The sequence below is a fragment of the Thermoanaerobaculia bacterium genome (genome assembly GCA_035717485.1).
In the GTDB taxonomy this organism is placed as follows: domain Bacteria; phylum Acidobacteriota; class Thermoanaerobaculia; order UBA5066; family DATFVB01; genus DATFVB01.
The window spans coordinates 1-26,746 of the sequence record DASTIQ010000214.1 but is presented as its reverse complement, the minus strand read 5'-3'; the positions used below and the strand labels follow the sequence as shown (position 1 = coordinate 26,746).

Here is a 26,746-nt window from a genome sequence, read left to right as displayed (position 1 = left end):
GCCGCCGCCGCGACGCGAGGCGGGCCCGGCTCCCCGGACGGGCGGAGCGGCTCGGCGGGACGAAGCCGGCGTTCCCGGCGGGCGGCGGCGGTCGCCGTGTAGTTTCCGGGCATCTTGACGGCCCGCCCCCGGTCCACGTCGAGGACCTCGGTCGCGAGGCGGTCGACGAACGTCCGGTCGTGCGAGACGAACAGGATCGCGCCGGGAAAGTCCTGCAAGGCCTGCTCGAGCGCTTCCCGCGAGTCGAGGTCGAGATGGTTCGTCGGCTCGTCGAGGAGAAGTAGGTTGTGGTTCTGCTTCATCACGACGGCGAGCGTCAACCTCCCCTTCTCTCCGCCGGAGAGCCCGGAGACGGGCGCGAACACCTCGTCCTCCCGGAAGTCGAAGAGCGCGAGATAGGACCGCACCTCGAGCTCCGTCTCGGTGCGATGGAGATCCCAGATCGCGTCGATCACCCGCTTCCGCGGATCGAGATCGCGGAGCTCCTGGTCGTAGTAGCCGATCGAGACCTCGTAGCCGAGCTCGACCGAACCCGCGAGGGGCACGAGGCGGCCCGCGAGCGTCCGGAGGATCGTCGATTTCCCGGTGCCGTTCTCGCCGAGAATCGCCATCCGCTCGCCGCGCAGGAGCTCGAAGTCGACGTCGCCGACGATCGGCGTCCCCGGAGCGTACCCGGCGTCGAGGTGGCGCGCGCGGAGGAACGTGCGCCCCCCTTTCTTGTCCGGCGCGAACCGGAAGGCGACCTCCGTCGCATCCTCCACGGGGTTCTCCAGCCGCTCGAGCTTCTCGAGGTGAGTGCGCCGGCCGCGGGCCTGTTTCGTCTTCTGGCCGGCGATGTTCCTCCGGATGAACTCCTCGGTTTTTTCGATGTGCTCGCGCTGCTTCTCGTAGGCGCGGACCGAGGAGAGCAGGCGCTCCGCTTTCTGCGCGCGGTACGCATCGTAGTTGCCGGGATATTCGGTCAGGCGTCCGAATTCGAGCTCGAGGATCTTCGTGCAGACGCGGTTCAGGAACCGGCGGTCGTGCGAGACCGTGAGGAAGGCGTTCCGGCTCGCGGCGAGGTACTCCTCGAGGAACTCCATTCCCGAGTAGTCGAGGTGGTTGGTCGGCTCGTCGAGCAGGAGGACGTCCGGCTGGCCGAGGAGCGCCCGGGCGAGCATCGCGCGGTTCTTCTGCCCCCCCGAGAGCTCGGCCATCGGCCGGGAGAAGTCGCTCCGGGCGAAGCCGAGCCCGGAGAGCATCCGCTCGATCTCCGCGTGCATCGCATAGCCGCCTTCGTTCTCGAACCGGTGCTGCAGCCGGTCGTACGCGTCGCCGAGCGTGTCGTGCTCCCCCTCCGCCATCCGGTGCTCCATCGCGCGCATCTCCGATTCGATCCGGTGGAGATGCTCGAAAGCGCCGGCCACGAAGTCTTCGAGCGGGTCGGCGAGCTCCGGGTCGATCGTCTGGTCGACGGCGCCGATCCGGATGTTCGTCGCCCGGACGACCCGGCCGGCATCGGTCTCCTCCCGCCCGAGCACGAGGCGCAGGAGGGTCGTCTTCCCGGCGCCGTTCTTCCCGATCAGGCCGACTTTTTCGCCCGGATTGTGCTGCCACGAGGCGCCCTTCAGGACGTCCTTCGGACCGTACGCCTTGACGGCGTTTTCGAATCGATACAACACCGAAAACGATCTTATCGTGCGCGTTGCGGGAGCCGGAACCCGATGCTATCGTGGACGGGATGGCCGACCCGAACGACCGGTACCCGGAGAACGCGCCGGGAAAGTATTACGTCGACACGCAGTGCATCGACTGCGACGTGTGCCGGGTCACCGCCCCGAACAACTTCCGCCGCGAAGAGGACAAGGGCTACTCCTTCGTCAGCCGGCAGCCGGCGAACCCGGAGGAGCAAGCGGCCTGTCAGGAAGCGATCGACTCCTGCCCGGTCGAAGCGATCGGGAACGACGGCGACGCCGCGAGCTCCTCCTCTCCGGGCACGAACGCCGGAGCGGCGTGACCGCCGCCCGAATCCCGGTCTTCCCTCTCCCCGGCGTCGTTCTGTTCCCCGGAACGCTCCTTCCTCTCCACATCTTCGAGCCGAGGTACCGGGCGATGGTCGCCGACGCGCTCGAGGGAGAGAGGATGATCGGGATGGCGATGATCGACGCGACCCGCCCGCTCCGGGAGCCGTTGCCGGTCCTCCCGCTCGGCGGCGCGGGGCGCATCGTCGAACAGGAGATCCTCGACGACGGGCGCTTCAACATCATTCTGGAAGGGGCGTGGCGTTTCCGGATCCTCTCGGAGGAGCCCCCGGCGCCGTACCGGATCGCCTCCGTCGATCTCGTTCCGGCGCGGGGCTTTCCCGACGCGTCCGCCGAGAACCGGGCGATCCGGAGCGCGCGGGCGCTCTTCGGCGCGCTCCAGGCGGAGATGGATCTGCCGCCGCTGCCTTCGGAATCGATGTCCCCGGAACGACTCTCCGGCGAGCTCGCGCTGAGGCTCCGATGGTCGCCTCCCGACCTCCAGAAGCTCCTCGAGACGGATTCCCTCGCCGAGCGCTTCGAGGCGATCGCGTCGCGGCTCGCCGGGTGGAAGGAAGCCACCGATTTTCTGGGGCCTTATCGGGGCGAAGCCAACCCGTCATGGAATTAGCGGCGGGGCGATACATCGAGCGACTACGGGCGCGTCCCTCCCCGCGCCGCCCTCAACGTACGCTCCGGTACTCCTCGGGACGGCGCGGGGCGGCCCGCATCCCGGTCTCGCTCGCGTCTCACCCCGCCCCGCAAAATTCGTAGCCCACGATAAATCGTCGCGCCACGAGAGAGAACCTTATTCGTCGCTGGATCAGCGCGTCGCGCCGAGTCGAGGCTGCGGTCGGTCCGCGCTGGCTACTTCGAGGCGGAGATCGCCCGGTCGTGGGCCCAGCTCTTGATCGCCTTGATCTGGTCCTCCATCGTCACCGAGAGCGGCACGGTCGCCGAGATCATCTTGTACAGGTCCTGCTCCGTCAGCTGCCGCTTCTCCGAGTACGCGTCGACGACCGCGGAGACGACGGCCTGCTCGATCTCGGCGCCGTTCCATCCCTTGGTCGCCTTGGCCAGGAACACGAGGTCGAACTTCGAAGGGTCCTGCCGGTTGCGGGCGAGATGGATGCCGAAGATCTGCTTGCGCTCCTCCTCGTTGGGGAGGTCGACGAAGAAGACCTGGTCGAAGCGCCCCTTCCGGATGATCTCCGCCGGCAGGAGATGGATCCGGTTGGCCGTCGCGGCGACGAAGACGAACGGATCCTTCTCCTGCATCCAGGTCAGGAATCCCGCGAAGATGCGCGACATCGACGAGTCGCCCTGGCCGGTCGAGCCGACGCCCATCTCGATCTCGTCGATCCAGAGGACCGCCGGCGCAGCCGCTTCCACGGTCCGGAGCGCCTTCAGGAAGGCCATCTCCGCGTTGCCGGCGGCCCCCGAGAACACGTTGTTCATGTCGAGACGGAAGAGCGGCAGGTTCCAGAGGGTCGAGATCACCTTGACGCCGAGGCTCTTGCCGCACCCCGACATCCCCATGAGCAGGATTCCGCTCGGAATGGGAATTCCCGCTTCCAGCGCTTCGCGGGAGAAGAGCGCCTTGCGCTTGATCAGCCACTCCTTCAGGTTCTCGTAGCCGCCGAGATCGTCGATCGTGAATTTGGGGGGGACGAATTCGAGGACCCCCTCCTTCTTCGACATCTGCTCCTTCTCGGCGAGCACCTCCTGGAAAGCGCCCTCGTCGAAGGCGCGGCGGGCCGCGAAGACCTTGTTGAGCAGGTGGCCGGTCTCGTCGGCGGTGAGGCCTTTCAGCGCCAGCGCGAGGCGCTTGCGGTCGCTCTCCGAGATTCCCCCTTCGTCGAGCCGGGACTTCAGGACCGTGTCGAGGATCTTGGTGATCTCGACCTCGTCGGGGAGCTCGTACTCGAGGTAGAAGACTTCCTTTTTCGCGTCCTCGGGGATGTAGAGCCGCGGCGACACGAGGAAGAGGAACCGCCCCTTGTCCTTGAGCGCCCGGTAGGCGTCCCGGATGAGCCGGGTGAGCTCGGGATGGTGGCCTTCGCCGTTCATCGCCCCGGGAAGATCCTTCATCAGGTAGAAGGCAGGACCGGTGCCGCCGATGATCGCCGCGAGCGCCTTCAGGGGGTCCCGGGTGTCGGGAACGGCCTTTCCGTCTTCCTTCAGCCCGTCGACGATCGACCACACGCCCATCGACGCGGGCTTCTGATAGAACGACTTCGCGAAGTGGCCGACGACCCGCTCGACGCGCCCCTCTTCCCAGGTCTGCACGTAGATCACCGGATGGCCGCCGAGCAGCGCCCGGCGGATCTTTTCCACGCCTTTCATTGACTCCATTCTATCGCGCGCGACCGCGCGATCCGTTCGATCCGTTCGGCACGGCGTCCGTTCGCCGCGCGACACCGGTGTACGGAGAAGGAAGGGCGGGTGTCTACCTCGTCTTCCGAACGGTGGGCATGACGAGGAGTTCGCCGCTCGGCATGGCGAGGAGGCGCGGCGGGACGCGAGCCGGCGGGGTGCGGTTCCTATCTCCCCGTCGCGTGGGGCGGCTTCTTCTCGGCCTCCGTCGCCAGGGCGTGGATCCGACGCTGGCGTTCCCGCTCTTTCGCGTCGTCGGCGGCCTTCTGCTTCTGCTTGGCGCCGGAGAAGGACGACGAGAGAGAGAACAGGTAACTCGCGGAGCCCGCGATCTTCGCCTTCTTGGCGGTCGCTCCCCAGATCCGGGTCTTCTTGAAGATCGCCTCCGACAGGTCGGCGTTTCCGAAATCGGCGCTCTTGAGAGTCGCGCCCGTGAAATCCGCCCCGATCGCGCGCGCGAACCGGAAGTCGGCGTCGAAGAGGTTCGCGCTCCGGAAGATCGCCGCGATGAGGAGCGTCCCGGAGAAGTCCGCGGCCGGCGCCTGGGCGTTCGTGAAGTCGGCCCGCTTGAGGTTCGCCTGCCGGAAATTCGCGCCGGAGAGGTTCGCCCGGACGAAGCTCACCTCCTCGGCGACGCATTCGGCGGCGTCGGCGCCGACGAACTTGGCGTTGGCGAAGTTGTGCCCCTTGAGCATCGTGCGCCGGAAGATGGAGTTCGAGCAGTCCGCCCCGGCGAAGGTGCACCGCTGGAGCTTCAGCACCCGGAAATCGACGTCGGACATCTTGGCCTCGGTGAAGCTCACCCCCTCGCCGGTCGCGTCGAGGAGGTGGATGCGGCGAAGGTCCGCCTTCGTCCACCGGGAGCCGCCCATCTTCGCGCGGTTGAAATTCGCCGCGGGCGCGACGGCCTGGTCCGCGTCGAGGCGCTCGAGGTTCGCGCCCTCGAAGTCGGCCCCGGTGACGGTCGCCTGGCGGAGAGACGCCTCGACGAGCCGCGCCGATCGGAAGTCCGCCTCCGTGAAATCGGCCTGGCGCAGGTTCGCGCCTTCGAGATTGGCGCGCGAGAGAATGCCGCGCTGATAGGCGACCCCCTCCAGCGACGCGCCCTGGAGATTCGCGCCTTCGAACGTCGCGCCGATGAGCTTCGCGTTCCGGAGGTTCGCGTTGACCAGACGCGCGGCGGAGAAATTCGCGCGGGAGAGATCGCTCCCCTCGACCCGCAGCCCCTCGAGGTCCGCGCCCGAGAAGTCGCTCCCGGCAAACGACGTGTTCCGGGCGCTGACGTTCGTGAACTTCGCTTCCGGGAAATGGCAATCGGAGAGGTCCAGATAGTCGAGGCTCGCCTGGTCGAAGACCGCGCCGCGGGCGGAGACGTTCCGAAACACCGCGTCCTTGAGAGCCGCGCGGGAGAGGTCCGCCCGGTCCAGGCGGGTCCCGGCGAACTGCGCCCGGGAGAGGTCCGTCCGGGAAAGGTCCTTTCCGGAAAGGTCCTTGTCGGTGAAATCGGCGCCCGTGAAGTCGGGCGTCACCGAGGGATTCGACTTTCGCCACGCCGCCCAATCGGGCGACATCAGCGCGCGGAGGTGCTCGAGGTTCGCCATCGAATGAATACTAGCAGGCGGGCCGATGCATCGAGCGATTTCGCGCGTCCTCGACCGCCGGCCCCTGTGACGTACGCTCCGGTACGCCTTCGGGGCCGGCGGTCTGTGAGTGCGCGTCTCGCTCGCGCCTCGTCCCGCCTCACTGCCGTACCTTTAAGGGGGCGCGAACAAGAAAACGGGCGGGATCGCTCCCGCCCGTTCCGGATCTCGTCAAAACCGGTCAGTACTTGTCGAGATATCGCTCCGTTTCCCAGGGCTGGACCGTCGAGATGTACTCGGCCCACTCCGAGCGCTTCGCCTCGAGGAAATGCGTCAGGATGTGCTCGCCGAGGAAATCCTTCACGACCGTGTCCTTCTCGAGGTTGTCGCAGGCTTCCGAGAGGTTCGCCGGCAGCTCGTCGATTTTCAGGCGGCGCTTCTCCCGCTGCGACATCTCGAAGATGTTGCGATCGACCGGCTCGCCCGGGTCCATCTTCTGCTTCACGCCGTCCATCCCCGAGGCGAGCATCGCGCCGAAAGCGAGGTACGGGTTGCAGGACGGGTCCGGCATGCGCACCTCGATCCGGGTCCCCATTCCGCGCCGGGCGGGAACGCGGATCATCGGCGAGCGGTTCCGCATCGACCAGGCGACGTTGACCGGCGCCTCGTACCCGGGCACGAGCCGCTTGTAGGAGTTGACGAGAGGATTCGTGACCGCGACGAACGCCGTCGCGTGCCGCAGGATCCCGCCGGTGTAATGGAGCGCGGTCTTCGAGAGCTCCCACTTGGCCTTCGCGTCGTAGAACGCGTTGTTCCCCTTGCTGTCGATGAAGGACTGGTGGACGTGCATCCCCGAGCCGTTCACCCCGAAGATCGGCTTCGGCATGAACGTGGCATGGAGGCCGTGATCGAGGGCGACCTTCTTCACGATGAAACGGAACGTCGAAACGCGATCGGCGGTGGTGACGGCATCGGCGTACTTGAAGTCGATCTCGTGCTGCCCGGGCGCGACCTCGTGGTGGGCGGCTTCCACCTCGAAGCCCATCTGCTCGAGCGCGACGACGATGTCGCGGCGCGCTTCCTCGCCGCGATCGACGGGCGTCAGGTCGAAATACGCGCCCTCGTCGTGGGTGTCGATGATCGGGTCGCCGTTGGCGTCGCGACGGAAGAGGAAGAATTCGGCTTCGGGGCCGGTCACCATGGTGTAGCCGAGCGCGGCCGCCTTGTCCATCTGCTTCTTCAGCGCGAGCCTCGGGCATCCGGCGAACGCGCTGCCGTCCGGATTGTGGACGTCGCAGATCAGTCGGCCCACCCGCTCGTCCTTGTGGAACCACGGGTAGATCGCGAACGTGTCGAGGTCCGGCACCAGGTTCATGTCGGATTCCTCGATCCGGGTGAATCCCTCGATCGACGAGCCGTCGAACTGGATCTCGCCGTCGAGCGCCTTCGAGAACTGGGATCGCGGGATCTCGACGTTCTTGATGATCCCGAGGATGTCCGTGAACTGGAGACGCATGAAGCGGACGTTCTCCTGCTCGCAGACCTTCAGGATCTCCGCTTTCGAGAGGCCCCCTCCCGACGCGTCGAACTTCAACACCTTCCCCCCCTTGCCGCCGTTGCCCTTCGCCATCGCGTCCTCCTTTTTTTGCGTGGACTGCAGGATTCTAAGTTCGAAGTGTCAAAAGTCAACCTCGGATCGAAATACTGCAATAGAAAATCTGCACAGGATGCACAGTTTCATGTGCACTGCGAATCGCGCGCTTCCCCGGGTATCTCCCATCGCGGCGGAGGCCGGACCTCACCCGGCATTTCCCCGGCACGCTCCGGACGCGGACAACCCGTTCCCCGAGAACGCCTTGGCGAAGCGATCGAGGCGAGGCGGGGAACGCCGAAAGATCGCCGCGGAAAGCGGCGGCTCCGCGCCGCTATGATTCTTCCGTATGCCGAACCGCACCGACGCCGAACGCCTCCTCCACGAATTCACGAAATCGGACGCCCTCCGCAAGCACGGCCGCGCGGTCGAGGAAGCCATGCGGGCCTACGCGCGCTGGTTTGGGGAGACCGATCCCGCCCGTCTGGAAACCTGGGGCATCGTCGGCCTCCTGCACGATTTCGATTACGAGCAGAACCCGACCGAGGAGACGCACCTTCACGTGGGCGGCGGGATCCTCCGGGAGCGCGGCTACCCCGAGGAGATCGTCGAAGCGATCTGCTCGCACGCCGATTACATGAAGATCCCGCGGGACACGCCGCTGAAGAAAGCGATCTACGCCTGCGACGAGACGGTCGGCTTCATCGGGGCGTGCGTCAAGGTGCGCCCGACGAAGAAGATCGCCGACCTCCCTCCCGAATCGGTCCTGAAGAAGCTCAAGGACAAGGCGTTCGCGAGATCGGTCGACCGCTCGTACGTCTACGGAGGCGCCGACGCCGTCGGGCGCCCCCTCGCGGAGCACGTCGCGTTCGTGATCGAGGCGCTCAAACCGATCGCCGACGATATCGGGCTGTAGATTCAGCCGGCCGACGATCCGACAGACCGGGGTCGCCGGAATAAATCAACCACTCTTGATATTATCGATCGATGTCGATGAAGACGAACCGGTTCGCGGCCGCCGCGGCGACCGCCCGCGCCCTCGCCGAGCCGACCCGGCTGGCGATCCTCGCGACCCTTTCCCGCGGCGAACGCTGCGTCTGCGATCTTTCCGCCGAGCTCGGCGCCTCGCAGCCTCGCTTGTCGTTTCACCTGAAGATCCTCAAGAACGCCGGGCTCCTGGTCGACCGCCCGGAAGGGCGGATGACCTTCTACGCGCTGCGGCCCGAATCCGGTCCCGCCGTCCAGGAGCTGCTCGAACGGCTGGCCGCCCCGCGAGCCCGGAGGACCCGATGAAGAGCGCCGTCGACCCGGTCTGCGGGATGGCCGTGGATCCCGAGCGCGCCCCCGCGCGCGAGACGCATGCCGGGAAGGAGTACTTCTTCTGCAATCCGGGATGCGCGGCGAAATTCCGCGCGGACCCGGCGAAGTTCCTCGCTCCCGGCGCCGTCCCCGTACCGATGACCCCGATGCACGGACCGCTGCCGTCGATGCCTTCCCTTCCCTCGATGCCGGCCGCGGCCCCGGCGGGAGAGCGCGATCCCGTCTGCGGAATGACCGTGGATCCCGCCCGCGCCGCAGCGAGAGTCGAGCGGGGCGGGAAGACGTATTTCTTCTGCCGGCCGGAATGCGCCGCGAAATTCCGGGCGAATCCCGACGCTTACCTCGGAACGGGGGCCCGCTCGGAGCCGGCCCCCGAGGCCCCCGACGCCGGCGTCTACACCTGCCCGATGGACCCGGAGGTCCGCCAGATCGGCCCGGGCATCTGCCCGATCTGCGGCATGGCGCTCGAGCCGGTCGAGGTGACGCTCGAGGCCGGGAAGGATCCGGAGCTCGTGTCGATGTCCCGGCGGTTCCGGATCTCGCTCGTCCTCACCGTTCCCCTCCTCGCCCTCTCGATGGCTCACATCGGGCCGGGATGGCTCCAATTCGTTCTCGCGACTCCCGTCGTTCTGTGGGGCGGCGCGCCCTTTTTCGCGCGCGCCTGGCGTTCGCTCGTCAACCGCGCGTTCAACATGTTCACGCTGATCGGGATCGGCACCGGAGCCGCGTATCTCGACAGCGTCGCCGCCCTGCTCGCTCCCGGCCTCTTCCCCGACTCCTTCCGCCCGCACGGCCATCTTCCCCTCTACTTCGAGCCCGCGGCCGTGATCACGACCCTCGTTCTCCTGGGCCAGGTGCTCGAGCTCACGGCCCGCGCGAAGACCACCGGCGCGATCCGCGGGCTCCTGGCTCTGGCGCCGAAGACCGCCCGCCGCGTGGCCGCCGGCGGACGCGAGGAGGACGTCCCGGTCGAGGCGATCGCGGCCGGCGACCGCCTGCGGATCCGGCCGGGAGAGCGCGTTCCCGCCGATGGAATCGTCCTCGAGGGACGGACGTCGATCGACGAATCGATGCTGACCGGGGAGCCCGTCCCGGTCGAGAAGAGCGCGGGGGACGAAGTGCGGACGGGCACGATCAACGGCACCGGCGCGATCGTCATGCGCGCGGACCGCGTCGGCGGACAGACGCTCCTCGCCCGGATCGTGCGCTCGGTCGTCTCCGCCCAGCGCAGCCGCGCGCCGATCCAGCGGATCGCCGACCGCGTCTCGGGCTTCTTCGTTCCGGGCGTCGTGCTCGCGGCCGCGGCGACCTTCGCGGTGTGGGCCCTGTTCGGCCCGAACCCGCGCTTCGCCTACGCCCTCGTGAACGCGGTCGCGGTGCTGATCATCGCGTGCCCCTGCGCGCTCGGCCTGGCCACCCCCATGTCGATCATGGTCGGCACGGGGCGCGGCGCGCATTCGGGGGTCCTGGTCCGCGACGCGGCGGCCCTCGAGACCCTCGGCAAGGCCGACACGATCGTCCTCGACAAGACCGGCACGCTGACCGAGGGAAAACCCCGCGTTTCGTGGGTTCAAGCGCTCCCCGGCTTCGAGGCCGGGGAGATCGTCCGGCTCGCGGCGAGCCTCGAGCGCGCGAGCGAACATCCGCTCGCGGCGGCGCTCATCGCCGAAGCCGGCCGGCGCGGCCTCCCGGTCGACGCGGCGAAGGAGTTCCGTTCGGTGACGGGGAAGGGCGTCGAGGGCGAAGCCGCGGGGCGCCGCGTCGCCGTCGGCAACCGCGCGCTCCTCTCCGATGCGCGAGTCGACGGGGGCCCGCTCGAACCGCTCGCCGCCGCGCGAGAGCGGGAAGCCGAGACCGTGCTTCTCGTGGCGGTCGACGGGCGGCCGGCGGGGGTGGTCTCGGTCGCGGATCCCTTGAAGGAGTCCGCTGCGTCCGCCGTCGCCGCGCTCCGCCGGGCCGGGCTCGCGGTCCGCCTCGTCACCGGCGACGCGCGGCCGGCCGCGGAGGCGGCGGCGCGGCGCGCGGGAATCGAGTCGGTCGAGGCGGGCGTCCTCCCGGACGGGAAGCGCGAGATCGTGACGCGCCTGCAGCGCGAGGGGCACGTCGTCGCGATGGCCGGAGACGGGATCAACGACGCGCCGGCGCTCGCGCAGGCGGACGTCTCGATCGCGATGGGGACCGGGACGGACGTGGCGATCGAGAGCGCGGGGATCACGCTCGTGAAGGGTGACCTCCGGGGAATCGTGCGGGCCGTCCGGCTCTCGCGCGCCGTGATGCGGAACATCCGGCAGAATCTCTTCTTCGCGTTCGTCTACAACGCGGTCGGAATTCCGCTCGCCGCGGGCGCGCTCTATCCTTTCTTCGGCCTGTTGCTCTCGCCGATGATCGCCTCGGCCGCGATGAGCTTCTCGTCGGTCTCCGTGATCGGGAACGCCCTGCGCCTGCGGAAGGCGGAACTCGGCTGAGTCAGCGGGACCGGAGGTCGCGCTCCAGCTCGGTGACGAGGAGCTGAGGGAGCGCCGGCGGGGAGGCGACGCTTCCCCACGCCTCCGCGATCAGGACGTGGGGCAGCTCGGGAGAATCCGCCGACTTCTCGTGCCCTTCCAGCCCGCGAAGGTCGGGATTCGCGCTCTCTCCGTAAGCATGGAAGGAGACGTCGGCGAAACCCGCCGACCGGAGGACGAGAGCGAGGGTCCCGCGGTTGTACAGGAACCGATGTCCCCAGCCGTAGAAGGCGCGGTTCATTCCGACACAGTCGGAAAAGGCCCCTTCCGGGTCGATCGTGTCGTCGACGCGGAAGTGCGTCGCGATCACCCAGGCGAGGTTCGGCGTCGAAAGGCGCAGGATTCCGTCGGGGCGGAGGATCGCCCGACAGCGGCGGAGGAACGCGGTTCCCTCGTCGAGCGGCAGGTGCTCGAGGAAGTGTTCGGCGAAGATCGCCGCGACGTCCGTGAACGGAAGCCCTCGGCGCACGTCGAGGACCCGATCGACTCCCGGATGCCGCTGATGATCGACGTTGATCCAGCCCGGCAGGTGGCGGAGCCCGGATCCGATGTGGAGACGGACGGGCGGGCGCTCGGATCCGCCCTTCCGCCGGAACGATGTCATGCGGGGAACTCCACGATCACTTTCAAGGCATCGGTCGCCTGCCGGACCTTCCGGAACGCCTCCGGCGCTTCGGAAAGCGGGAAGCGGTGCGTGATGAACTGCCGCCAGGGAAATCCCCCTCCGGCGATCAGATCCATCGCCTCGCGCGTGTCCTCCGGACCGCAGGAGTACGAGGAGACGAGGTCGATCTCGCGGAAGTAGAACGCGTTCGGCTCGATGACGAGACGCTTTCCCGGCTCCGCCATCGTGAAGAACACGACCGACGCGCCCGGTCCCGCGCACGCGATCCCCTCTTCCATCGCCGGGATCGAGCCGGGCCCGACGAACACGAAATCGACGCCCGCTCCCCCGGTCCGCACGGCGACGACCGACGACGCCGGGCGACGGCCGACGTCGATCACCTCGTCGGCTCCGAAACGCTCCGCGTATTCGAGCCGCTCCTTGACGCGGTCCGAGGCGAAGACCCGCGAGGCGCCGAGGCGCCGCGCGAGCGCGACCGCCATCTGCCCCATCACCCCGAGCCCGATCACGAGGACCGACATCCCGGACGTGAACCGGCCGCGCGAGAACGCCTTCACGACCGTCGCCAGCGGCTCGACCAGGCAACCTGCCTCGATCGGCAGCGCGTCCGGAATCTTCAGGGTGTCGCGCGACAGGTTCGTCTCGGGGACCCGCACGTACTCCGCCATCCCGCCGGGATCCAGACGCGTCCGCTTCCACGTCTCGCACAGGACGTAGCGCCCGCGCCGGCAGAACCGGCAGGCGAGGCAGGGCGCGTGGTGATGGACGAAGACCCGGTCGCCGAGCGCGAGGTGGCCGACGCTCCCGCCGAGCGACACGATCGTTCCCGCCGGCTCGTGGCCGATGACGACCGGCGATTTCTTCTTCAGGTACCACTCGAGCGTGTCCGAGGTGCAGATTCCGCAGGCGGCGACCTTCACGAGCGCCTCGCCCGGGCCGATCTCCGGGACGTCCCGCTCCGAAAGCTCCGGCCGGCCCTCCGCGTCCGTTCCGAAGACGATCACGGCCGCACCACGTACTTGATCCCCTCCGATCGGCGCATCCGCTCGAAGAACGCGGGGAGGTCGGACAAGGTCCCTTCGCCCGAGAAGAGGGGCGCGGGATCGATGGCGCCGGAGGCGAGGAGCGAGAGTGCCTCGGCGGCGTCTTCCGGACGGTAATGGAACGCCCCGCCCACCCTCACCTCGCCGTAATGGATCTTCGCCGCGTCGAGCACGACCTCCGCGCCCGGCGCGCATCCGCCGAAGAACAACACCTCGCCGCCCGGGAGGGTCCGGTCGAACGCCTCGCGCCACGCGTCGGGCGTGCCGACGCATTCGACGACCGTCGCCGCTCGGGCCGGCGAACCCGCTTCCGTGACCCGGGCGCCCCACCGTTCGGCGAGCCGCCGGCGATCCGCTCCCCGGCCGACGGCGGCGATCCGAGCGACGCCGCGCGCGCGAGCGAGCGCGATCCACAGCAGTCCGATCGCTCCGGTTCCCACGACCAGCAGGTCGACGGGAGGGGAGACGAGGCGTCTCCATCCGTGAACGACCGAGGCGAGCGGATCGACGAGCGCGGCCGCTTCGTACGAGAGCCCGGGGGGCTTGCGATGGAGGTTCCGCCGGACGACGCCCGCCGGTACGCGCACGTATTCCGCGAAAGCGCCCCAGGCGAGGGCGCGGGAAGCGGCCTCGCACCGGTTCTCGGCCCCGGATCGGCACGCTTCGCACTCGCCACAGGGTCCCGAGAGGCCCGCGGCGACCGCCTCGCCCACCCGGAAATCGGCGGATTCGCCCGCCTCCGCCACGTCGCCCGAGAACTCGTGGCCCATGACGAGGGGGGGCGCGAACTTCACGTGTCCGCGCTCGAAGATCTTCCGATCCGTTCCGCAGGTCAGCGCGGCGCGGACCCGGACGACGACCTCTCCGGCCCCCGCGGAAGGGCGCGGGACCTCGCGGACATCCATCTTCCCGAGACTCGTCTGGACGGCCGCGCGCATCGTCACCGGAGAAACGCCGGGGGAAACGGGATCATGAGAGGATTCTACCGGACGCTCGCGGAAACAATTCTCGAATCGCCGCGTACTGTTCGGCGAACCCGGAGGTCGACATGCGCCGATCCGTGATCCCGATTCTCATCCTCCTCGCGGCGGCGGCGCCGGCGCGATCCGCGCCCGCGGCCGGTACGGCGCGATCCACCGCCACGCCTTCGGCTCCCCCTCTCCAGGGGGTCGGGGGTTCGCCGGCCGCGAACGCGGCGCCGGCGCGCGAGCGGACGCCGTTCGATCCCGACGTCGCCACCCGCGCGTATCTCGGGAGCGTCCCCGCCGATCAGCGCGCGCGCTCGGACGCCTACTTCGAAGGCGGGTACTGGCTGATCCTCTGGGACTTCCTCGCGGGCGCGGCCGTCGCACTCCTCCTTCTCTCGACGGGCCTGTCGGTCCGGATGCGCGATTTCGCCGCGAGGACCAGCCGGCGAAAACCGATCCAGACGGGGCTCTACTGGGCGCAATATCTCGTCTTCACGTCGGTCGTGCTCTTTCCGATGACGGTCTACGAGGGATTCTTCCGCGAGCACAAGTACGGCCTCGCGAACCAGACCTTCAGACCGTGGATGGGAGACCAGGCGAAGGCCTTCCTGGTGAACCTGGTCTTCGGAGGGCTCGCCCTGATCGTGCTGTACGGCGTGCTCCGCCGGACTCCGAAGACCTGGTGGCTCTGGGGCTCGCTGACCGCCGTCGGCATCCTCGTCGTCGGCATCCTCATCGCGCCCGTCTACATCGCTCCCCTGTTCAACAAGTACAAGAAGCTCGACGATCCGAAGGTCCGCGATCCGATCCTCGCGATGGCGCGGGCGAACGGGATCGGGGTCCATGACGTGTACGAGTTCGACGCGTCTCGCCAGTCCAGGAGGATGTCCGCCAACGTGAGCGGATTCCTGGGAACCGAACGGATCTCGATGAACGACAACCTGCTGAACCGCGGCTCCCTTCCCGAGATCGAGGCGGTGATGGGACACGAGATGGGACACTACGTCCTCAATCACGTCTACAAGGGGATCCTCGAGATCGGGCTCATGATCGTGATCGGCTTCGCCCTCGTGCGTCTCGCCTTCGACCGGCTCCGCGGGATGACGGAGGCGCGGTGGCACATCGACTCGATCGGCGACCTCGCGGGTCTTCCGCTCGTGGTCCTCCTCATCTCGGCCTACTTCTTCCTGATGACCCCGGTCTTCAACACGATCATCCGGACCCAGGAAGCCGAAGCGGACATCTTCGGCATCAACGCGTCGCAGCAGCCCGACGGCATGGCGCAGGCCGCGCTCCACCTCGGGGAATATCGCAAGCTGGATCCGGGAACGCTCGAAGAGATCCTGTTCTTCGATCACCCGAGCGGGAGGAATCGGATTCACATGGCGATGCAGTGGAAGGCGGAACACATCAAATAAGCGCGGCGAAAGCATCGAGCCACCGCGCCGAGCTTCATCGTTTCATTCCGAGCTGAACCCGGTTCGTTCCGATTCGCCGGGCCGGCCGGGCCCGTCCTCCGGCGCGTCCAGGGACCGGCTCACGTGCTCTCGGGCCGCGGCGGGAGTCATTTCCGCTTCCAGACCGAGAGATCCTGAAATCCCATCAACCCCTGCGGCACCCGTTCCACAAACTCGAACCACTCCGACCACACGCGCCGCAGGTAGGGTTCAGCGTGGAACGCGGCGTCGTCGTTGAACGTGCCGCCCCCGCGAATGAACAGGAAACCCGAGGCCGAGAACCGCTCCCTCTGCGCGTCGCTCAACGGCTGGGAGGCGGCGATCGCCGCGCCGTGCGTCGAAACGACGAAGATGCCGCCCGGGCGGAGCACCCTTCCGAGCTCCGCGATCCATCGGCGGCCGATCTCTTCGTCGAAATGGGTGAAGACCGAGACGCACACCGCGACGTCGAACCCGGCGTCAGGAAGGTCCGTCGGCGGAAGCGGCGGAATCCGCCGGAACCGCGAGGGGGAAAGATGGCGGTCGGTCCACGCGACCAGGTCGCCGTCCACGTCGACGCCGACGAGTACCGGAACGTCGCCGGACGCGGCGAGGTAGCGGGCGATCCGACCGGCGCCGCTCCCGAAGTCGAGCCATCGCCGGTACTCCTCCCCGGGCCGGCGAGCCCGCGCGAACGCCGCGACCAGCTCGGCGGCGCAGTTGCGGCCGACGTCCTCGAACTCGCGGCGGCTGCTCGTGCGCGAGACGCGGCGGCGAAGGCGGGCGGGCGGAAGGGGCGCCGTTCGCCCGAGGAGATCGCCGACGTCGGCCGGAAGGTCGCGAAGCCGGAAGGGGGCCTCCCGCGCGGCGAGCCGGAGGAATCGCCGGACCGGCGCGGGAAGACAGGCTTTCGCCGCGCGGCGGACGAGCCCGGGTCGCGGCGTCACTTCTTGTCGGGCGGGAGGGGCCGTTCGATCTGCGCCGCGATCTTCCAATCGCCGCTCTCCGTCATCTTCCAGACGCGCGCGTAGTACCCCTTTTCGCCCGACGCGAGGGCATAGCTCCCGTACGTGTAGCCGAGATCCCCGGATCGCGAGACGCCGCCGCCCGTCGGCGCAGCGCGAAACGCACCGCTCTTTCGCGGATCCCCGGCGATTCGCGCGATTCCGGCGACCGGTTCCTCGCCATCCCGGTGGAGGCGGGCATCGGGCAGCCACAGGTCTGCGGTCGTCGTCTGGAAAGACGCCCGATCCCGGGCAAGGAGAGCGGCGCGGTCCGCCTCGGGAGAGGAGCGAATCGACGGAGGGCGGGCCGCGACCGACGGGAACGCCGACAAAGCGGCCGGGCGGAGCGGACCGGAGGACTCCGGGCTCCTCGTGCCGACGTCCATCGCCACTTTCCAGCGCCCGCCCGGCTGCCGGCGCCAGACGGAGAAGAACCAGCCGTACTGCGGCGGCTTCTTCGCCTCGGAGCGGTCGGTGACGACGTACGGCCCGGTGTCCCACCCCAGGTCGCCGGCGAAAGAGGCATCGGCGACGACCGGCTCCCAGTCGAGCGTGAACGGAGCGCTCCCGTCGGGGTTCTTCCCGAGGGACGCGGCGGCCGGCACCGGTCCCGGCTCGAAATCGATCGCGTCCGGCGCGAAATATTCGGAAAACGCGGCCCGCATCCCTTTTTCCCGGCACGTGCGCGCGAACGCGCGCTCCTGCTCGGCAATCTCGACGGCGGCCTTCGTCGGCATCCGTGCCGGCGCGGCGGCGATCGCCGCGGCGAGGAACATCCCGATCATCTCTAACGGTTCTCCGCGACGACGGTGACCGCCGTTCCATATGCCAGCACTTCCGTGACGCCCTGCATCACCTCGTTGGCGTCGTAGCGCATCCCGATGATCGCGTTGGCACCCCGCTCGGAGGCGTGCTTCAACATCAGCTCGTAGGCGTCCTCCCGCGTCTTCTCGCAGAGCTCCGTGAAGAGCGAGATGTTGCCGCCGACGAGCGTCTGGAGGGACGCCCCGATCGTCCCGAAGACGCTCCGCGACCGGACGACGATCCCGCGGACCAGACCGACCGTGCGTGTGATCCGGTAGCCGGGAAGGTCGTTGCCGGTCGTCACCAGGTGGGAGTCGATTCCGTTGATCACCGCGCCTCCTTCTCCCCCGCGCGGACGTCGCGCAGGTGGAGCGTCGATTCGAATCTCCGCTTCCATACCACGAGCGAAACCTCGCCGTCGGATTCGACCCGGGCGGGGTAGCCGTCGGCGCCGATCTCGATCGTGAAATCGAGCCGGCGCGTGAAGCGGGGCCGCTTCGCGAGCGTGAAGTGGACCCGCCGCACGGACCCCGCCGCGTCGTATTGCGCCGTCCCTTCGATCGCTCCGTCGAACGGGGCGCGGGGACGGAAGGTGAGGACCGGATCTCCGTTCGCGGCGGTCTCCTCGGAAAATGCGTACCGGTCTCGGAACCGGGGATCGAAGGGCGACGGGAAATCGTCCTTCGCCTTCGGCCTCGCACGCCCCGGTTTCAGCTCTTCCGCCCGCGCTTCCGCCGTCACGTCCCGTCCGTCTCGCGTCGCCGAGAGGACCTCGGACCGGTGCTCCTCGCCGCGATTGGAGACCCGGACGGAGCGCGTGAACGACTCCTTGAGCTTCCCCGCGCCGTTCCAGGCGTTCAGCGCGAAGTCGTAGACGAACGACCCGTTGGCCGTGACTGCCGACCAGCGGCGCTGGGTCTGCCAGCCGGAGTCGACGAGAGCGGGAATCTCGGCGGCGCGGAGCGGGAGGGCCAGGGAAACGAGGAGGGCGCCGAGCGCGAGCCCGCCGCCTCTCACCGCTTCCGGGGGACGGCGACCGGGCGTGCGATCTTCGCGGCGAAGAGCCCCTTCGCCGCCGAGACGATCCCCTCCTCGTCGATGCCGACCTCCCGCCATTGCTCCTTCTGGGTGGCGTGCGCGACGAAGCGATCGGGAATGCCGAGCGAGACGTGTTCGACGTCTTCGATCTTCAGCTCCGCGAGCGCTTCCGAGACGGCCGAGCCGAATCCGCCGGCGACCGCGTGATCCTCGACCGTGACGAGCCTCGAGCCCGGGAGGATCGTCTCGGCGATCGCTTCCCGGTCGAGCGGCTTGACCCAGCGGGCGTTGACGACCGTGAGGTCGAATCCCTCCGCGGCGAGCCGCTCCGCCGCGCGCCGGGCGGGCATCACGCGGTTCCCCAGCGCCCAGATCGCGCCGCTCCGGCCGCGCCGGAGGATCTCGGCCTTTCCGACGGGAAGGATCCGCGGGGGGCCTTCCATCGGCGTGCCTTCCGCCTCGCCGCGCGGATACCGCACGGCGACGGGATGGCCGACCGTGAACGCGGTCGCGAGGAGGTGCCGCAGCTCGTCCTCGTCCTTCGGGGCGGCGATGTGCATGTTCGGGAACACGCGGAGATAGGTCAGATCGAAGGCGCCGTGGTGAGTCGGCCCGTCCGCGCCGACGAGGCCCGCGCGGTCGAGGCAGAAGACGACCGGAAGATCCATCAGGCAGACGTCGTGGAAGATCTGGTCGTAGGCGCGCTGCAGGAAGGTCGAGTAGATCGCGGCGACGGGCTTCATCCCCTGTGTCGCGAGGCCGGCCGCGAACGTGACTCCGTGCTGCTCGCAGATGCCGACGTCGAAGAAGCGATCGGGGAATCTCTTCGCGAACCTGTCGAGACCCGTTCCCTCCGGCATCGCCGCGGTGATCGCGACGATGCGCGGATCGTTCTCCGCGAGCTCGACGAGCGTCCGCCCGAACACGGACGTGTACGAGGGCGGCGGCGGGGCGGCCGCTTCCTTCTTGGGGGATTCTCCGGTCGCGACCGCGAAGGGAGAGGCTCCGTGCCACTTCACCGGATCGCTCTCGGCGATCGCGTATCCCTTTCCCTTGACCGTCCGGACGTGGAGCAGCACCGGGTGGTCGGCATCCTTAACGGACCGGAGCGCCGAAAGGAGCGCCGGGATCGAATGCCCGTTCACGGGACCGACGTACCGGAAGCCGAGATCCTCGAAGAGCATCCCGGGCACGAGCGCCTTCTTGGCGACGTCCTTGACCTCGCGCGCGACGTGGAGGAGACGGTCGCCGACGAGCGGGATCTTCTCGAGGACCCGCTCGGTCTCGTCCCGCAGCTTCGAGTAGATCTGGCCGGAGACGATCCGGTTGAGGTATCCGGACATCGCGCCGACGTTGGGCGAAATCGACATCTCGTTGTCGTTCAGGATGACGAGCAGCCGGCGATTCAGGTATCCCGCCTGGTTCAGGCCCTCCATCGCCATCCCGCCGGTCAAACCGCCGTCCCCGACGATCGCGACGACGTGGAAGCTCTCCTTCTTCAGGTCGCGGGCGATCGCCATGCCGAGCGCGGCGGAGATCGCCGTCGAGGCGTGAGCCGCGTTGAACGCGTCGTACTCCGACTCCTCGCGGGAGGTGAACCCCGAGATTCCCCCCTTCTGGCGGAGCGTCGCGAAACGCTCGCGCCTTCCGGTCAGAACCTTGTGCGGGTAGGTCTGGTGGCCGACGTCCCACACGAGCTGGTCGACGGGCGTGTCGAACACGTAATGGAGCGCGATCGTGAGCTCGACGGCGCCGAGGCTCGAGGCGAGGTGACCTCCGGTCTTCGACAGCCGATCGAGCAGGAATTCCCGGATTTCCGCGGCGATCTTCGGGAGGTCGTCCTCCGGAAGCCTCCTCAGGTCGAGCGGCGAACGAATCGATTCCAGCATCCTCCGATTCTATCCTCGTCGGAATGCGGGGCATCCGCGCCGATCATGAATGCCGGATGAATCCCGAAGCGGCGTCGCGGGTCGTTCCTTCGCGCGCCCCGATCCGGGAGACCGGGCCACGACTCGCACGTCCGCCGGAGCCGGCCTCAGGTCTTCCGGCTGCCGACGAACGCGGCGAGCTCCCCGAGCGGTCCCGGTCCCTTCTCCAGCTCGCCGGCCGCGGCGCGCGCGGACTCGACGCTTCGGTCGAGCCGGCGTCGCGACTCGTCGATCCCGAGGAGGCCGGGGAACGTCATCTTTCCGTGCGCGAGGTCCTTTCCGGTCGCCTTCCCGAGCTCCTCGCGAGTCGACTCGACGTCGAGGAGATCGTCCTTGATCTGGAAGGCGAGCCCGAGCGCGGATCCGTAGACGTCGAGCCGGCGGAGAGCGGCGTCGGCCGCGAAAGACAGGATCCCGCCGAGGGCGAGCGATGCCCGGATGAGCGCGCCGGTCTTGTTCGCGTGGATCCGCTCGAGCCGGGCGAGCGTCCGGTCCCCCGCCGGCCTCTCCCGTTCCGCCTCGATGTCCTCCATCTGGCCGCCGATCATTCCCTGCGTGCCGATCGACGCGGCGACCGCGGCGACGACCCGCGCGCGCGCGGCGTCGTACTTCGCGGGGCCGGGATGGATCGCGAAGCATTCGAGCCCGTGAGTCAGGAGGGCATCGCCCGCGAGGATCGCCGTCGCCTCGCCGAACTTCTTGTGGCAGGTTGGAACCCCCCGCCGCCAGTCGTCGTCGTCGAGCGCGGGGAGATCGTCGTGGATGAGCGAGTACGTGTGGATCATCTCGAGCCCGCAGGCCGCCGGGAGGATCGCCTCGAGGTCGCCGCCGCAGGCGTTGGCCGCCGCGAGCGCGAGAACCGGCCGGAGCCGCTTGCCTCCCGCCGTGACGGAATACCGCATCGCGCGGTGGAGCGTTCCGGGCCAGCGCGAATCCGGCGGAAGGAGCCCCTCGAGCGCGGCGTCGATCCTCGCTCGCCAGGCGGAGAGAAACTCCCCGCTCACTCCCCGCCGTCCGATTCGGACTCCGCGGTCGTCCCGAGACCGCCTTCGCCGGCGCCCTCGCTTTCCCCTTCCGCCTCGAACGGCGCGGTCGCGTACTTGCCTCCGGCGTCCTTGAGGACGATCTCCACCCGGCGCTCGACCTCCGAAAGCTTCTCCTGGCAAACCCGGGAGAGGCCGATGCCTTCCTCGAAGAGCGCGAGCGACGCGTCCAGGCCGAGCTCTTCTCCTTCCAGTTTCTCGACGATCGCCTCGAGACGCTCGAGCGCTTTTTCGAAACTCATGGCGGGTTTCTTCAAGATTCCCCTCCTTCGGTGACGGCCGCGCGAATCGAGCCGCGAGCCAGGCGGATCCGGAGCCGGTCGCCCGGCGCGACGCGGGCGGCGTCGGTGACCGGAACGGGCGATCCCTCCGGGTAGACGACCGCGTAGCCGCGCGAGAGGATCGCCAGCGGGTCGAGCGCGCGCAGCCGTCCGGCCGCGGCGGCCAGGCGGGCGCGCGACGCCGCGACGGATCCGCGCATCGCGGCCCGGATCGCCGCGTCGAGCCGGCGCGTCGAGTCTCTCCGGCGGGGGATCTGCAGGAGCCGGCGGACCCCCGACAGGCCCTCGGCCGCGAGCGCGAGCCGGCCGGCGAGGGCGCGCGGCCGCGAGGCGATCAGCTCGAGGATCGCCGCTCTCGCCGCATCGAAGCGGTCGCGGCGGCGGAGCAGGACATAGCGGAACCGGACGAGCGCCTCGGCGCCGGCCGCCTGGCCGACCCTCCCCCGCGCCTCCGCGAGCCTCCGCCGGGCGAGGAGCGCGAGGCCGCGGCGTGCCTGCGCGACCCGGCGCACGATCTCCTCCTTGGCGCCGACGACGAGCTCGGCGGCGGCCGACGGCGTCGGGGCGCGGAGATCGGAGACGAAATCGACGAGCGTCCAGTCGGTCTCGTGGCCGACGGCGGACACCGTGGGCACCGGCGAGGCCGCCAGCGCGCGCGCGAGGCGTTCGTCGTTGAAGGCGGCGAGATCCTCCGCGGACCCGCCGCCGCGCGCGAGCAGGATCACGTCGCAGCCGAGCCGCGCCAGCGCGCGAAGCCCTTCGATCATCTGCGAAACCGAGCCCTCCCCCTGCACGCGGGCGGGGAAGATCGTCAGGTGCAGGTCCCGGTGTCTGCGGCGCAGAACGTTCAGGATGTCGCGGATCGCCGCGCCCTGCGGGGAAGTCACGATCCCGATTCTCCGCGGAAGGAACGGAAGGGCGCGCTTGCGCTCTGCGTCGAAGAGTCCCTCCGCCGCGAGACGGCGCTTGAGCTGGTCGAGCGCGAGCTGCATCGCGCCCACGCCGACGGGCTGAAGGCCGAGCACCTGCATCTGGAACTGCCCGCGAGCGGCATAGAGGCACAGGGTGCCGGTCGCGACGACCTCCATTCCCTCTTCGAGCCGGAACGGGAGGCGCAGGGCGTCGGTCCGCCAGAGGACGGCGGGAAGCTTGGCGGTCGCGTCCTTCAGGGCGAAATAGACGTGGCCCGACGCGTATCGCCGCACCTCGCACGCCTGTCCGGCGACCGCCACCCGCCGCCAGCCGCTCGACAGCGCCGACGACACCTCGGCGAGAAGCTGGCTCACGCCGTAGACGGGCGCCGAAAACCCGAGTTCCCCCTGCCGTGGCTCGGTCACGCGCGCTCCCGGCCCCGCGCCGCGCGCGGCTCCGCGGACGCTCCCGCCCTCGCCTCGCCGGCGCGGGTCACGGCGCGCGAGAACGGGATCGCCATCACGATCAGGGTGGTCATCAGGACCTCGACGTCGCCGAAATTGTATTCAAAGAATCCCGCCGCCGAGATGCCGGCGACGGCGAGAAAGGCTCCAGCGAGGATTCCCCGGCGGCCGGGATCCGTCTCGGCGCGAAGGCCGCGCAGACACGCGCGGAAGAAGCACACGAGGATCGCGACGTACGCCGCGGCCGCGAAGAGACCCGACTCCGCGGCGATCTGGAGAACGTTGTCGTGCAGGTGCGGAACGCGCCATCGCACCGCCGTCGGCACCCGATAGAGCGGGTAGTACGGTTTCACGAGGCCGAGGCCGAGGCCGAAGACCGGGCGGTCCCGGATCATGCGCAGTCCGGCGACGGCCATGTCGAGGCGATCCCGGTTCGTCGGATCGGCGGGATCGAAGGTCGACAGGATCCTCGCCCGGATCGCGGCCGGGGCCGCCGCGTACAGCGCCGCCGCGAGGAGCGGCGCCGCCGCGAGCCAGCGCGGACGGCGGATCGCGAGGAACAGGATCAGAGCGACGAAGAAACCCACGTACGCGTTGCGCGTGAACGTCAGGAGGATCACGCCTCCCAGGAGCGCCGCCAGCGCCGCGGACGCCGCCCTTCCGCGTCCTCCCTCGAGCGCCGTTCCCAGGAGGAGGAGGCAGACGACGAGGAGGAGCCCGGAAAAGGTCATGTAGTGCGAGAGCGTCGCCTCGATGCGGTCCGAAAGCCGGTTCGCTCCGTGCAGGTATTGCCAGAGTCCGATTCCCGCGAGCACGGCGGCGGCCGAGCCGAGCGCGGCGACCACCGCGCGGACGTCCCGGTCGGTCTCGATCGCATCCGCGAACATCGGAACGAGCAGGAAGGTGAAGAGACCCTTGATCGCGACGAGACTCCGGCCGGGATGGAGCGAGAAGACCGCCGACGCGATCCCGAACGCGACGAAAGCCCCGAGCCAGAAGACGATTTCTCCGCGAAAGGCCTCCGCGAACCGGCGCTCTTTCCGGAGCGCGAATCCCCAGAGGAGGAGCGCGGCGGCGAACAGCGCGTTCGCGACGGCGATCGCGGAGCTGCAGAAAGCGATCGCGAGCAGGAGGGGGAAGAGCCAGCGCCGCGGCGCCGAACGCGGAGCCGCCGGCGCGGACGCGCTCACCGCCCGACGGCGGAAGCGGGCAGCGCCTCGTCGATGAGCATCACCGGGATGTCGGAGACGATCGGATAGACGAGGCCGGCCTGCGGGGAGAAGAGCCCCTCTTCGACCACGGGCGTCTCGCCGCGGAACTTCTCCCGGTAACGCTCGACGAGCGACTCGCGGACGTTCGGCGGAAGCGGAATCTTCTCGAGCGGCCCTTTCGTTTTCGGGCAGACGAGGATCGCGAGGAGCTCGGGATCGACCGGCACGGCGCGGAGTCTATCAAAGGATACGATGCGTTCCCGATGCGGGTCCTCCACCTGACGGCCGGGACGAAATGGACCGGGCCGGCCGCCGTCGCGGTCGGGCAGGTCATGGCGATGCGGGCCGCGGGGATCGAGGCCGAGATCGCGATCGCCCGGGACTCGCCGCTCGCCTCCCGGCTCGCCGGCCACGGGTGGGTGCGGCCGGTGCTCTCTCCCGGCCGTCGTCCCGGCGACTTCCTCGACGACGTCTCGGCGCTCGACGGCGTCCTGTCGCGGGAGCGGTTCGAGACGGTCCACAGCCATTCGTCGCACGACCATCTGGTCGCGCGCGCGGCGGTCGGCCGCGCCCGGCTGCCCCTCGTCCGGTCCTTTCACCACGAGAGCGGGTTCCGGCCGCTCCTCTCCTCCTGGGGGCGGCGGCGCGCCTCCGGGTTCGCGTTCTCGAACGGCGCGCTGCAGGCGGCGTTCTGCGCCCGATTCCGACCTTCCGCCCCCTGCGCCCGCTTCTCTCCGGTCGCGGAGACGGACCGCTTCTCTCCCGGGCCGAGGGATCCCGGAATCCGCGCGGCCCTCGGCATCCCGGAGGATGCGTTCGTCGCCGGCACGATCGGCAAGATGGCGGCGGGAAGAGGACACGACGCCGCGATCCGGATTCTCGCCGGCACCTCAGACCCGAAAATCGCTCTCCTCCACGTCGGCAAGGGAGAGGCGAAGGAGCGGCTCTGGGAGCTCGCGGCGCAGCTCGGGGTCGGCGCGCGGAACTTCGGAGCCGGATATCGCGAGGAGGACCTTCCGGAGATCTATCGCGCGATGGATGCGTTCCTTTTCACCGCTTCCGGCGCCGACCAGGGCCACCGCGCGATCCTCGAAGCGATGGCGTCGGGGCTCCCCGTCGTCGTTCTCGACCTTCCGGGCGTCGCCGATTTCGAGATCGTGAAGGGCCCCGGCTTCGTCGCGCGAAGCGAGGAAGAGGCCTCCGCGTCGCTCGATTTCCTGGCCACGCACGCGGGTCCGCGGATGGGAATGGCCGACGCCGCCCGGAAGCGCGCGGAGCGGTTCTCGGGAGCGGAATTCTCGAGGGGGGCCGCGGATTTCTACGCCGCCGTGCTCGATTTCTGGAAGAACGGCCGCGGCCGGGACGTTGAGACCAGGAAGGAGCGCGCATGAAGTCTGCTTTCGCCATCGCCACCTTGACCTTCGCCGCGGCGGCGGCGCTCGCCGCCTCGAAGCCCGCCGCGAAGGACTCCGCCAAGCCGGCGGCCTCCGCGTGCTCGGGCTGTCGCGAAAAGGGAACGCCGATCGACCCTTCGGCTCTCTCGGCAGCAGATGCGGAAGCGCGCCCCGCCTACGCCGCGGCCTCGAAGTACCCCGAGACGATCGACAAGATCCACTGCTACTGCGGTTGCGAGGACAGCCCGAACCTGCACCACGCGTCTCTGCTCACGTGCTTCACGACGCTTCACGCGACCGGCTGCGAGATCTGCCGCGGCGAGGCGGAGATGGCCGGAAAGATGAAAGGCGAAGGCTCCGCCGACGACGAGATCAAGAAGGTGGTCGAGGCGTTCTACTCGGACAGAGGGCGTTAGTCCTCACGGCGTCCCCGTCGGGAGAGGCCGACGAACGGCGGTCACGTTCCCTTGATCCCCGCCTCCCCGTCATCGCGCGCGAGGCGATCTCCAGGTCCCGACGAACCCCGTCGGAAGACCGATTCATGCTAGATTCCGCCGGTCCGGGCGGCGTAGCTCAGATGGTTAGAGCGGGCGTCTCATAAGCGCCATGTCGGAGGTTCAATTCCCCCCGCCGCCACCATGCTCGGGGATCGTGCCGGGTCAATCCTGCTCCGAAATCATGTAAATCGTCGAAGGCGTCCCGGGCTCGATCGCGACGGCGGAAACCGACGAAAGCAACGCATCCGGCAGCCCGGCGCTGAGGTTGCTCCAGCTCGCTCCGCCGTCGGTCGTCTTGAAGATCCCCTGCTCGTTGGCGACATAGACGGCCGTGTGCGACGACGGATCCACCGCGATCGCGGCCCCTCCCGGATCCACGAACCCGTTCGGTCCGGAGATCCTCGACCAGCTCGCCCCCGCGCCGTCGCGATCAGAAACGCCCGACTTTCCCGGAGCCGAAGAACGTCACCCAGAAGTTGACTCCGTCGCTGCAAGCGCCGAGAGGATTGACAACGCCCGGTGTCGGGGGATTGCCGATGATGCTCAAGTCCGTGGCCTTGAAGAGAGACAGACCGCCGCTGAAGTTTGTCACCAGGATCCTCTGCCCGTCGAAAGCCGCCTGTATCGGTGTACTCAGCCCGTTCAGATCCCCGTGCCCGGCCGAAAACGTCTTCAAGATTGTCCCATCTGAAACCCGCACGACCGTCAAGGAACTGGTCCCCTGGTT

Annotated in this window: 27 protein-coding genes and 1 tRNA gene; 9 read left to right on the top strand and 19 right to left on the bottom strand. The window is 68.9% G+C overall.

Annotation, left to right across the window (positions count from 1 at the left end; all coding sequences use genetic code 11):
• Positions 1–1,661, bottom strand: a 1,661-nt coding sequence (locus VFS34_11335) for an ABC-F family ATP-binding cassette domain-containing protein (protein ID HET9795046.1), incomplete at its 3' end; no start/stop codon positions are given.
• Between the two features lie 59 nt (positions 1,662–1,720).
• On the opposite strand from VFS34_11335, the gene VFS34_11330 reads away from it, so the two are divergent.
• Together VFS34_11330 and VFS34_11325 are read left to right on the top strand one after the other, a co-directional pair.
• A complete protein-coding gene (locus VFS34_11330) occupies positions 1,721–1,996 on the top strand; it encodes a ferredoxin (GenBank protein ID HET9795045.1) in 276 nt (91 codons plus the stop codon).
• Positions 1,993–2,631 (top strand): LON peptidase substrate-binding domain-containing protein, encoded by a 639-nt coding sequence (locus VFS34_11325; protein HET9795044.1) that lies wholly within the window; start codon positions 1,993–1,995, stop codon positions 2,629–2,631. The genes VFS34_11330 and VFS34_11325 overlap by 4 nt, the downstream gene beginning before the upstream one ends.
• A gap of 236 nt (positions 2,632–2,867) precedes the next feature.
• On the opposite strand, the gene VFS34_11320 is transcribed toward VFS34_11325, so the two are convergent.
• The 3 genes from VFS34_11320 to glnA all read right to left on the bottom strand — a co-directional run bounded on the left by VFS34_11320 (position 2,868) and on the right by glnA (position 7,472).
• Positions 2,868–4,346 (bottom strand): AAA family ATPase, encoded by a 1,479-nt coding sequence (locus VFS34_11320; protein HET9795043.1) that lies wholly within the window; start codon positions 4,344–4,346, stop codon positions 2,868–2,870.
• A gap of 197 nt (positions 4,347–4,543) precedes the next feature.
• Positions 4,544–5,977: a pentapeptide repeat-containing protein gene (locus VFS34_11315; GenBank protein ID HET9795042.1), complete on the bottom strand. Its 1,434-nt coding sequence runs from the start codon at positions 5,975–5,977 to the stop codon at positions 4,544–4,546.
• A gap of 220 nt (positions 5,978–6,197) precedes the next feature.
• The gene (glnA, locus tag VFS34_11310; protein ID HET9795041.1) at positions 6,198–7,472 is read right to left on the bottom strand and encodes a type I glutamate--ammonia ligase; all 1,275 of its coding nucleotides are present in this window, start codon (positions 7,470–7,472) and stop codon (positions 6,198–6,200) included.
• 424 nt (positions 7,473–7,896) lie between these two features.
• Between glnA and VFS34_11305 the strand changes: the two genes are divergently transcribed.
• From VFS34_11305 to VFS34_11295, 3 genes are all read left to right on the top strand, one after another.
• Positions 7,897–8,463, top strand: coding sequence for an HDIG domain-containing protein (locus tag VFS34_11305; GenBank protein HET9795040.1), 567 nt, complete (start codon positions 7,897–7,899; stop codon positions 8,461–8,463).
• Between the two features lie 71 nt (positions 8,464–8,534).
• Positions 8,535–8,840: a metalloregulator ArsR/SmtB family transcription factor gene (locus VFS34_11300; protein ID HET9795039.1), complete on the top strand. Its 306-nt coding sequence runs from the start codon at positions 8,535–8,537 to the stop codon at positions 8,838–8,840.
• Positions 8,837–11,332 (top strand): heavy metal translocating P-type ATPase, encoded by a 2,496-nt coding sequence (locus VFS34_11295; protein HET9795038.1) that lies wholly within the window; start codon positions 8,837–8,839, stop codon positions 11,330–11,332. Before VFS34_11300 ends, VFS34_11295 begins: the two co-directional genes overlap by 4 nt.
• Before the next feature lies 1 nt (position 11,333).
• Here VFS34_11295 and VFS34_11290 read toward each other — a convergent pair whose 3' ends face one another.
• Genes VFS34_11290 through VFS34_11280 form a run of 3 tightly spaced genes read right to left on the bottom strand, consistent with a single transcriptional unit; the run spans position 11,334 to position 13,977 of the window.
• Positions 11,334–11,975 carry a hypothetical protein gene (locus VFS34_11290; protein ID HET9795037.1) on the bottom strand — a complete coding sequence of 214 codons (642 nt, stop codon included), beginning with the start codon at positions 11,973–11,975 and terminating at the stop codon, positions 11,334–11,336.
• Positions 11,972–13,000 carry an alcohol dehydrogenase catalytic domain-containing protein gene (locus VFS34_11285; protein ID HET9795036.1) on the bottom strand — a complete coding sequence of 343 codons (1,029 nt, stop codon included), beginning with the start codon at positions 12,998–13,000 and terminating at the stop codon, positions 11,972–11,974. Before VFS34_11285 ends, VFS34_11290 begins: the two co-directional genes overlap by 4 nt.
• Entirely contained in the window at positions 12,997–13,977 is a 981-nt protein-coding gene (locus VFS34_11280; protein ID HET9795035.1) for an alcohol dehydrogenase catalytic domain-containing protein, read from the bottom strand. Before VFS34_11280 ends, VFS34_11285 begins: the two co-directional genes overlap by 4 nt.
• A gap of 110 nt (positions 13,978–14,087) precedes the next feature.
• Between VFS34_11280 and VFS34_11275 the strand changes: the two genes are divergently transcribed.
• Positions 14,088–15,425, top strand: coding sequence for a M48 family metallopeptidase (locus VFS34_11275; protein HET9795034.1), 1,338 nt, complete (start codon positions 14,088–14,090; stop codon positions 15,423–15,425).
• 146 nt (positions 15,426–15,571) lie between these two features.
• Here the strand turns inward: VFS34_11275 and VFS34_11270 are convergent, their stop codons facing one another.
• From VFS34_11270 to VFS34_11225, 10 genes are all read right to left on the bottom strand, one after another.
• A complete protein-coding gene (locus VFS34_11270; protein HET9795033.1) occupies positions 15,572–16,390 on the bottom strand; it encodes a class I SAM-dependent methyltransferase in 819 nt (272 codons plus the stop codon).
• Entirely contained in the window at positions 16,387–17,232 is an 846-nt protein-coding gene (locus VFS34_11265) for a nuclear transport factor 2 family protein (protein HET9795032.1), read from the bottom strand. The genes VFS34_11270 and VFS34_11265 overlap by 4 nt, the downstream gene beginning before the upstream one ends.
• Positions 17,233–17,234: 2 nt before the next feature.
• Positions 17,235–17,582, bottom strand: a complete 348-nt coding sequence (locus VFS34_11260) for a YbjQ family protein (protein HET9795031.1) — start codon at positions 17,580–17,582, stop codon at positions 17,235–17,237.
• A complete protein-coding gene (locus VFS34_11255; protein HET9795030.1) occupies positions 17,579–18,268 on the bottom strand; it encodes a hypothetical protein in 690 nt (229 codons plus the stop codon). The genes VFS34_11260 and VFS34_11255 overlap by 4 nt, the downstream gene beginning before the upstream one ends.
• Positions 18,265–20,178 (bottom strand): 1-deoxy-D-xylulose-5-phosphate synthase, encoded by a 1,914-nt coding sequence (gene dxs / locus VFS34_11250; protein HET9795029.1) that lies wholly within the window; start codon positions 20,176–20,178, stop codon positions 18,265–18,267. Before dxs ends, VFS34_11255 begins: the two co-directional genes overlap by 4 nt.
• 146 nt (positions 20,179–20,324) lie before the next feature.
• Positions 20,325–21,221: a farnesyl diphosphate synthase gene (locus VFS34_11245; GenBank protein HET9795028.1), complete on the bottom strand. Its 897-nt coding sequence runs from the start codon at positions 21,219–21,221 to the stop codon at positions 20,325–20,327.
• Positions 21,218–21,502 carry an exodeoxyribonuclease VII small subunit gene (locus VFS34_11240; protein ID HET9795027.1) on the bottom strand — a complete coding sequence of 95 codons (285 nt, stop codon included), beginning with the start codon at positions 21,500–21,502 and terminating at the stop codon, positions 21,218–21,220. The genes VFS34_11245 and VFS34_11240 overlap by 4 nt, the downstream gene beginning before the upstream one ends.
• 11 nt (positions 21,503–21,513) lie before the next feature.
• Positions 21,514–22,878: an exodeoxyribonuclease VII large subunit gene (gene xseA / locus VFS34_11235; GenBank protein HET9795026.1), complete on the bottom strand. Its 1,365-nt coding sequence runs from the start codon at positions 22,876–22,878 to the stop codon at positions 21,514–21,516.
• Positions 22,875–24,107 carry an O-antigen ligase family protein gene (locus tag VFS34_11230; protein HET9795025.1) on the bottom strand — a complete coding sequence of 411 codons (1,233 nt, stop codon included), beginning with the start codon at positions 24,105–24,107 and terminating at the stop codon, positions 22,875–22,877. Before VFS34_11230 ends, xseA begins: the two co-directional genes overlap by 4 nt.
• A complete protein-coding gene (locus VFS34_11225) occupies positions 24,104–24,355 on the bottom strand; it encodes a Trm112 family protein (GenBank protein HET9795024.1) in 252 nt (83 codons plus the stop codon). Before VFS34_11225 ends, VFS34_11230 begins: the two co-directional genes overlap by 4 nt.
• Positions 24,356–24,391: 36 nt before the next feature.
• On the opposite strand from VFS34_11225, the gene VFS34_11220 reads away from it, so the two are divergent.
• The 3 genes from VFS34_11220 to VFS34_11210 all read left to right on the top strand — a co-directional run bounded on the left by VFS34_11220 (position 24,392) and on the right by VFS34_11210 (position 26,161).
• A complete protein-coding gene (locus VFS34_11220; GenBank protein HET9795023.1) occupies positions 24,392–25,519 on the top strand; it encodes a glycosyltransferase family 4 protein in 1,128 nt (375 codons plus the stop codon).
• On the top strand, positions 25,516–25,938 hold the full coding sequence (locus tag VFS34_11215) for a PCYCGC motif-containing (lipo)protein (protein ID HET9795022.1): 423 nt from the start codon (positions 25,516–25,518) through the stop codon (positions 25,936–25,938). Before VFS34_11220 ends, VFS34_11215 begins: the two co-directional genes overlap by 4 nt.
• Before the next feature lie 146 nt (positions 25,939–26,084).
• Positions 26,085–26,161: transfer RNA gene (locus VFS34_11210), tRNA-Met, on the top strand.
• A 20-nt stretch (positions 26,162–26,181) separates the two neighbouring features.
• Here VFS34_11210 and VFS34_11205 read toward each other — a convergent pair.
• Positions 26,182–26,397: a hypothetical protein gene (locus VFS34_11205; protein HET9795021.1), complete on the bottom strand. Its 216-nt coding sequence runs from the start codon at positions 26,395–26,397 to the stop codon at positions 26,182–26,184.
• A gap of 52 nt (positions 26,398–26,449) precedes the next feature.
• Positions 26,450–26,746, bottom strand: a 297-nt coding sequence (locus VFS34_11200) for a hypothetical protein (GenBank protein ID HET9795020.1), incomplete at its 5' end; no start/stop codon positions are given.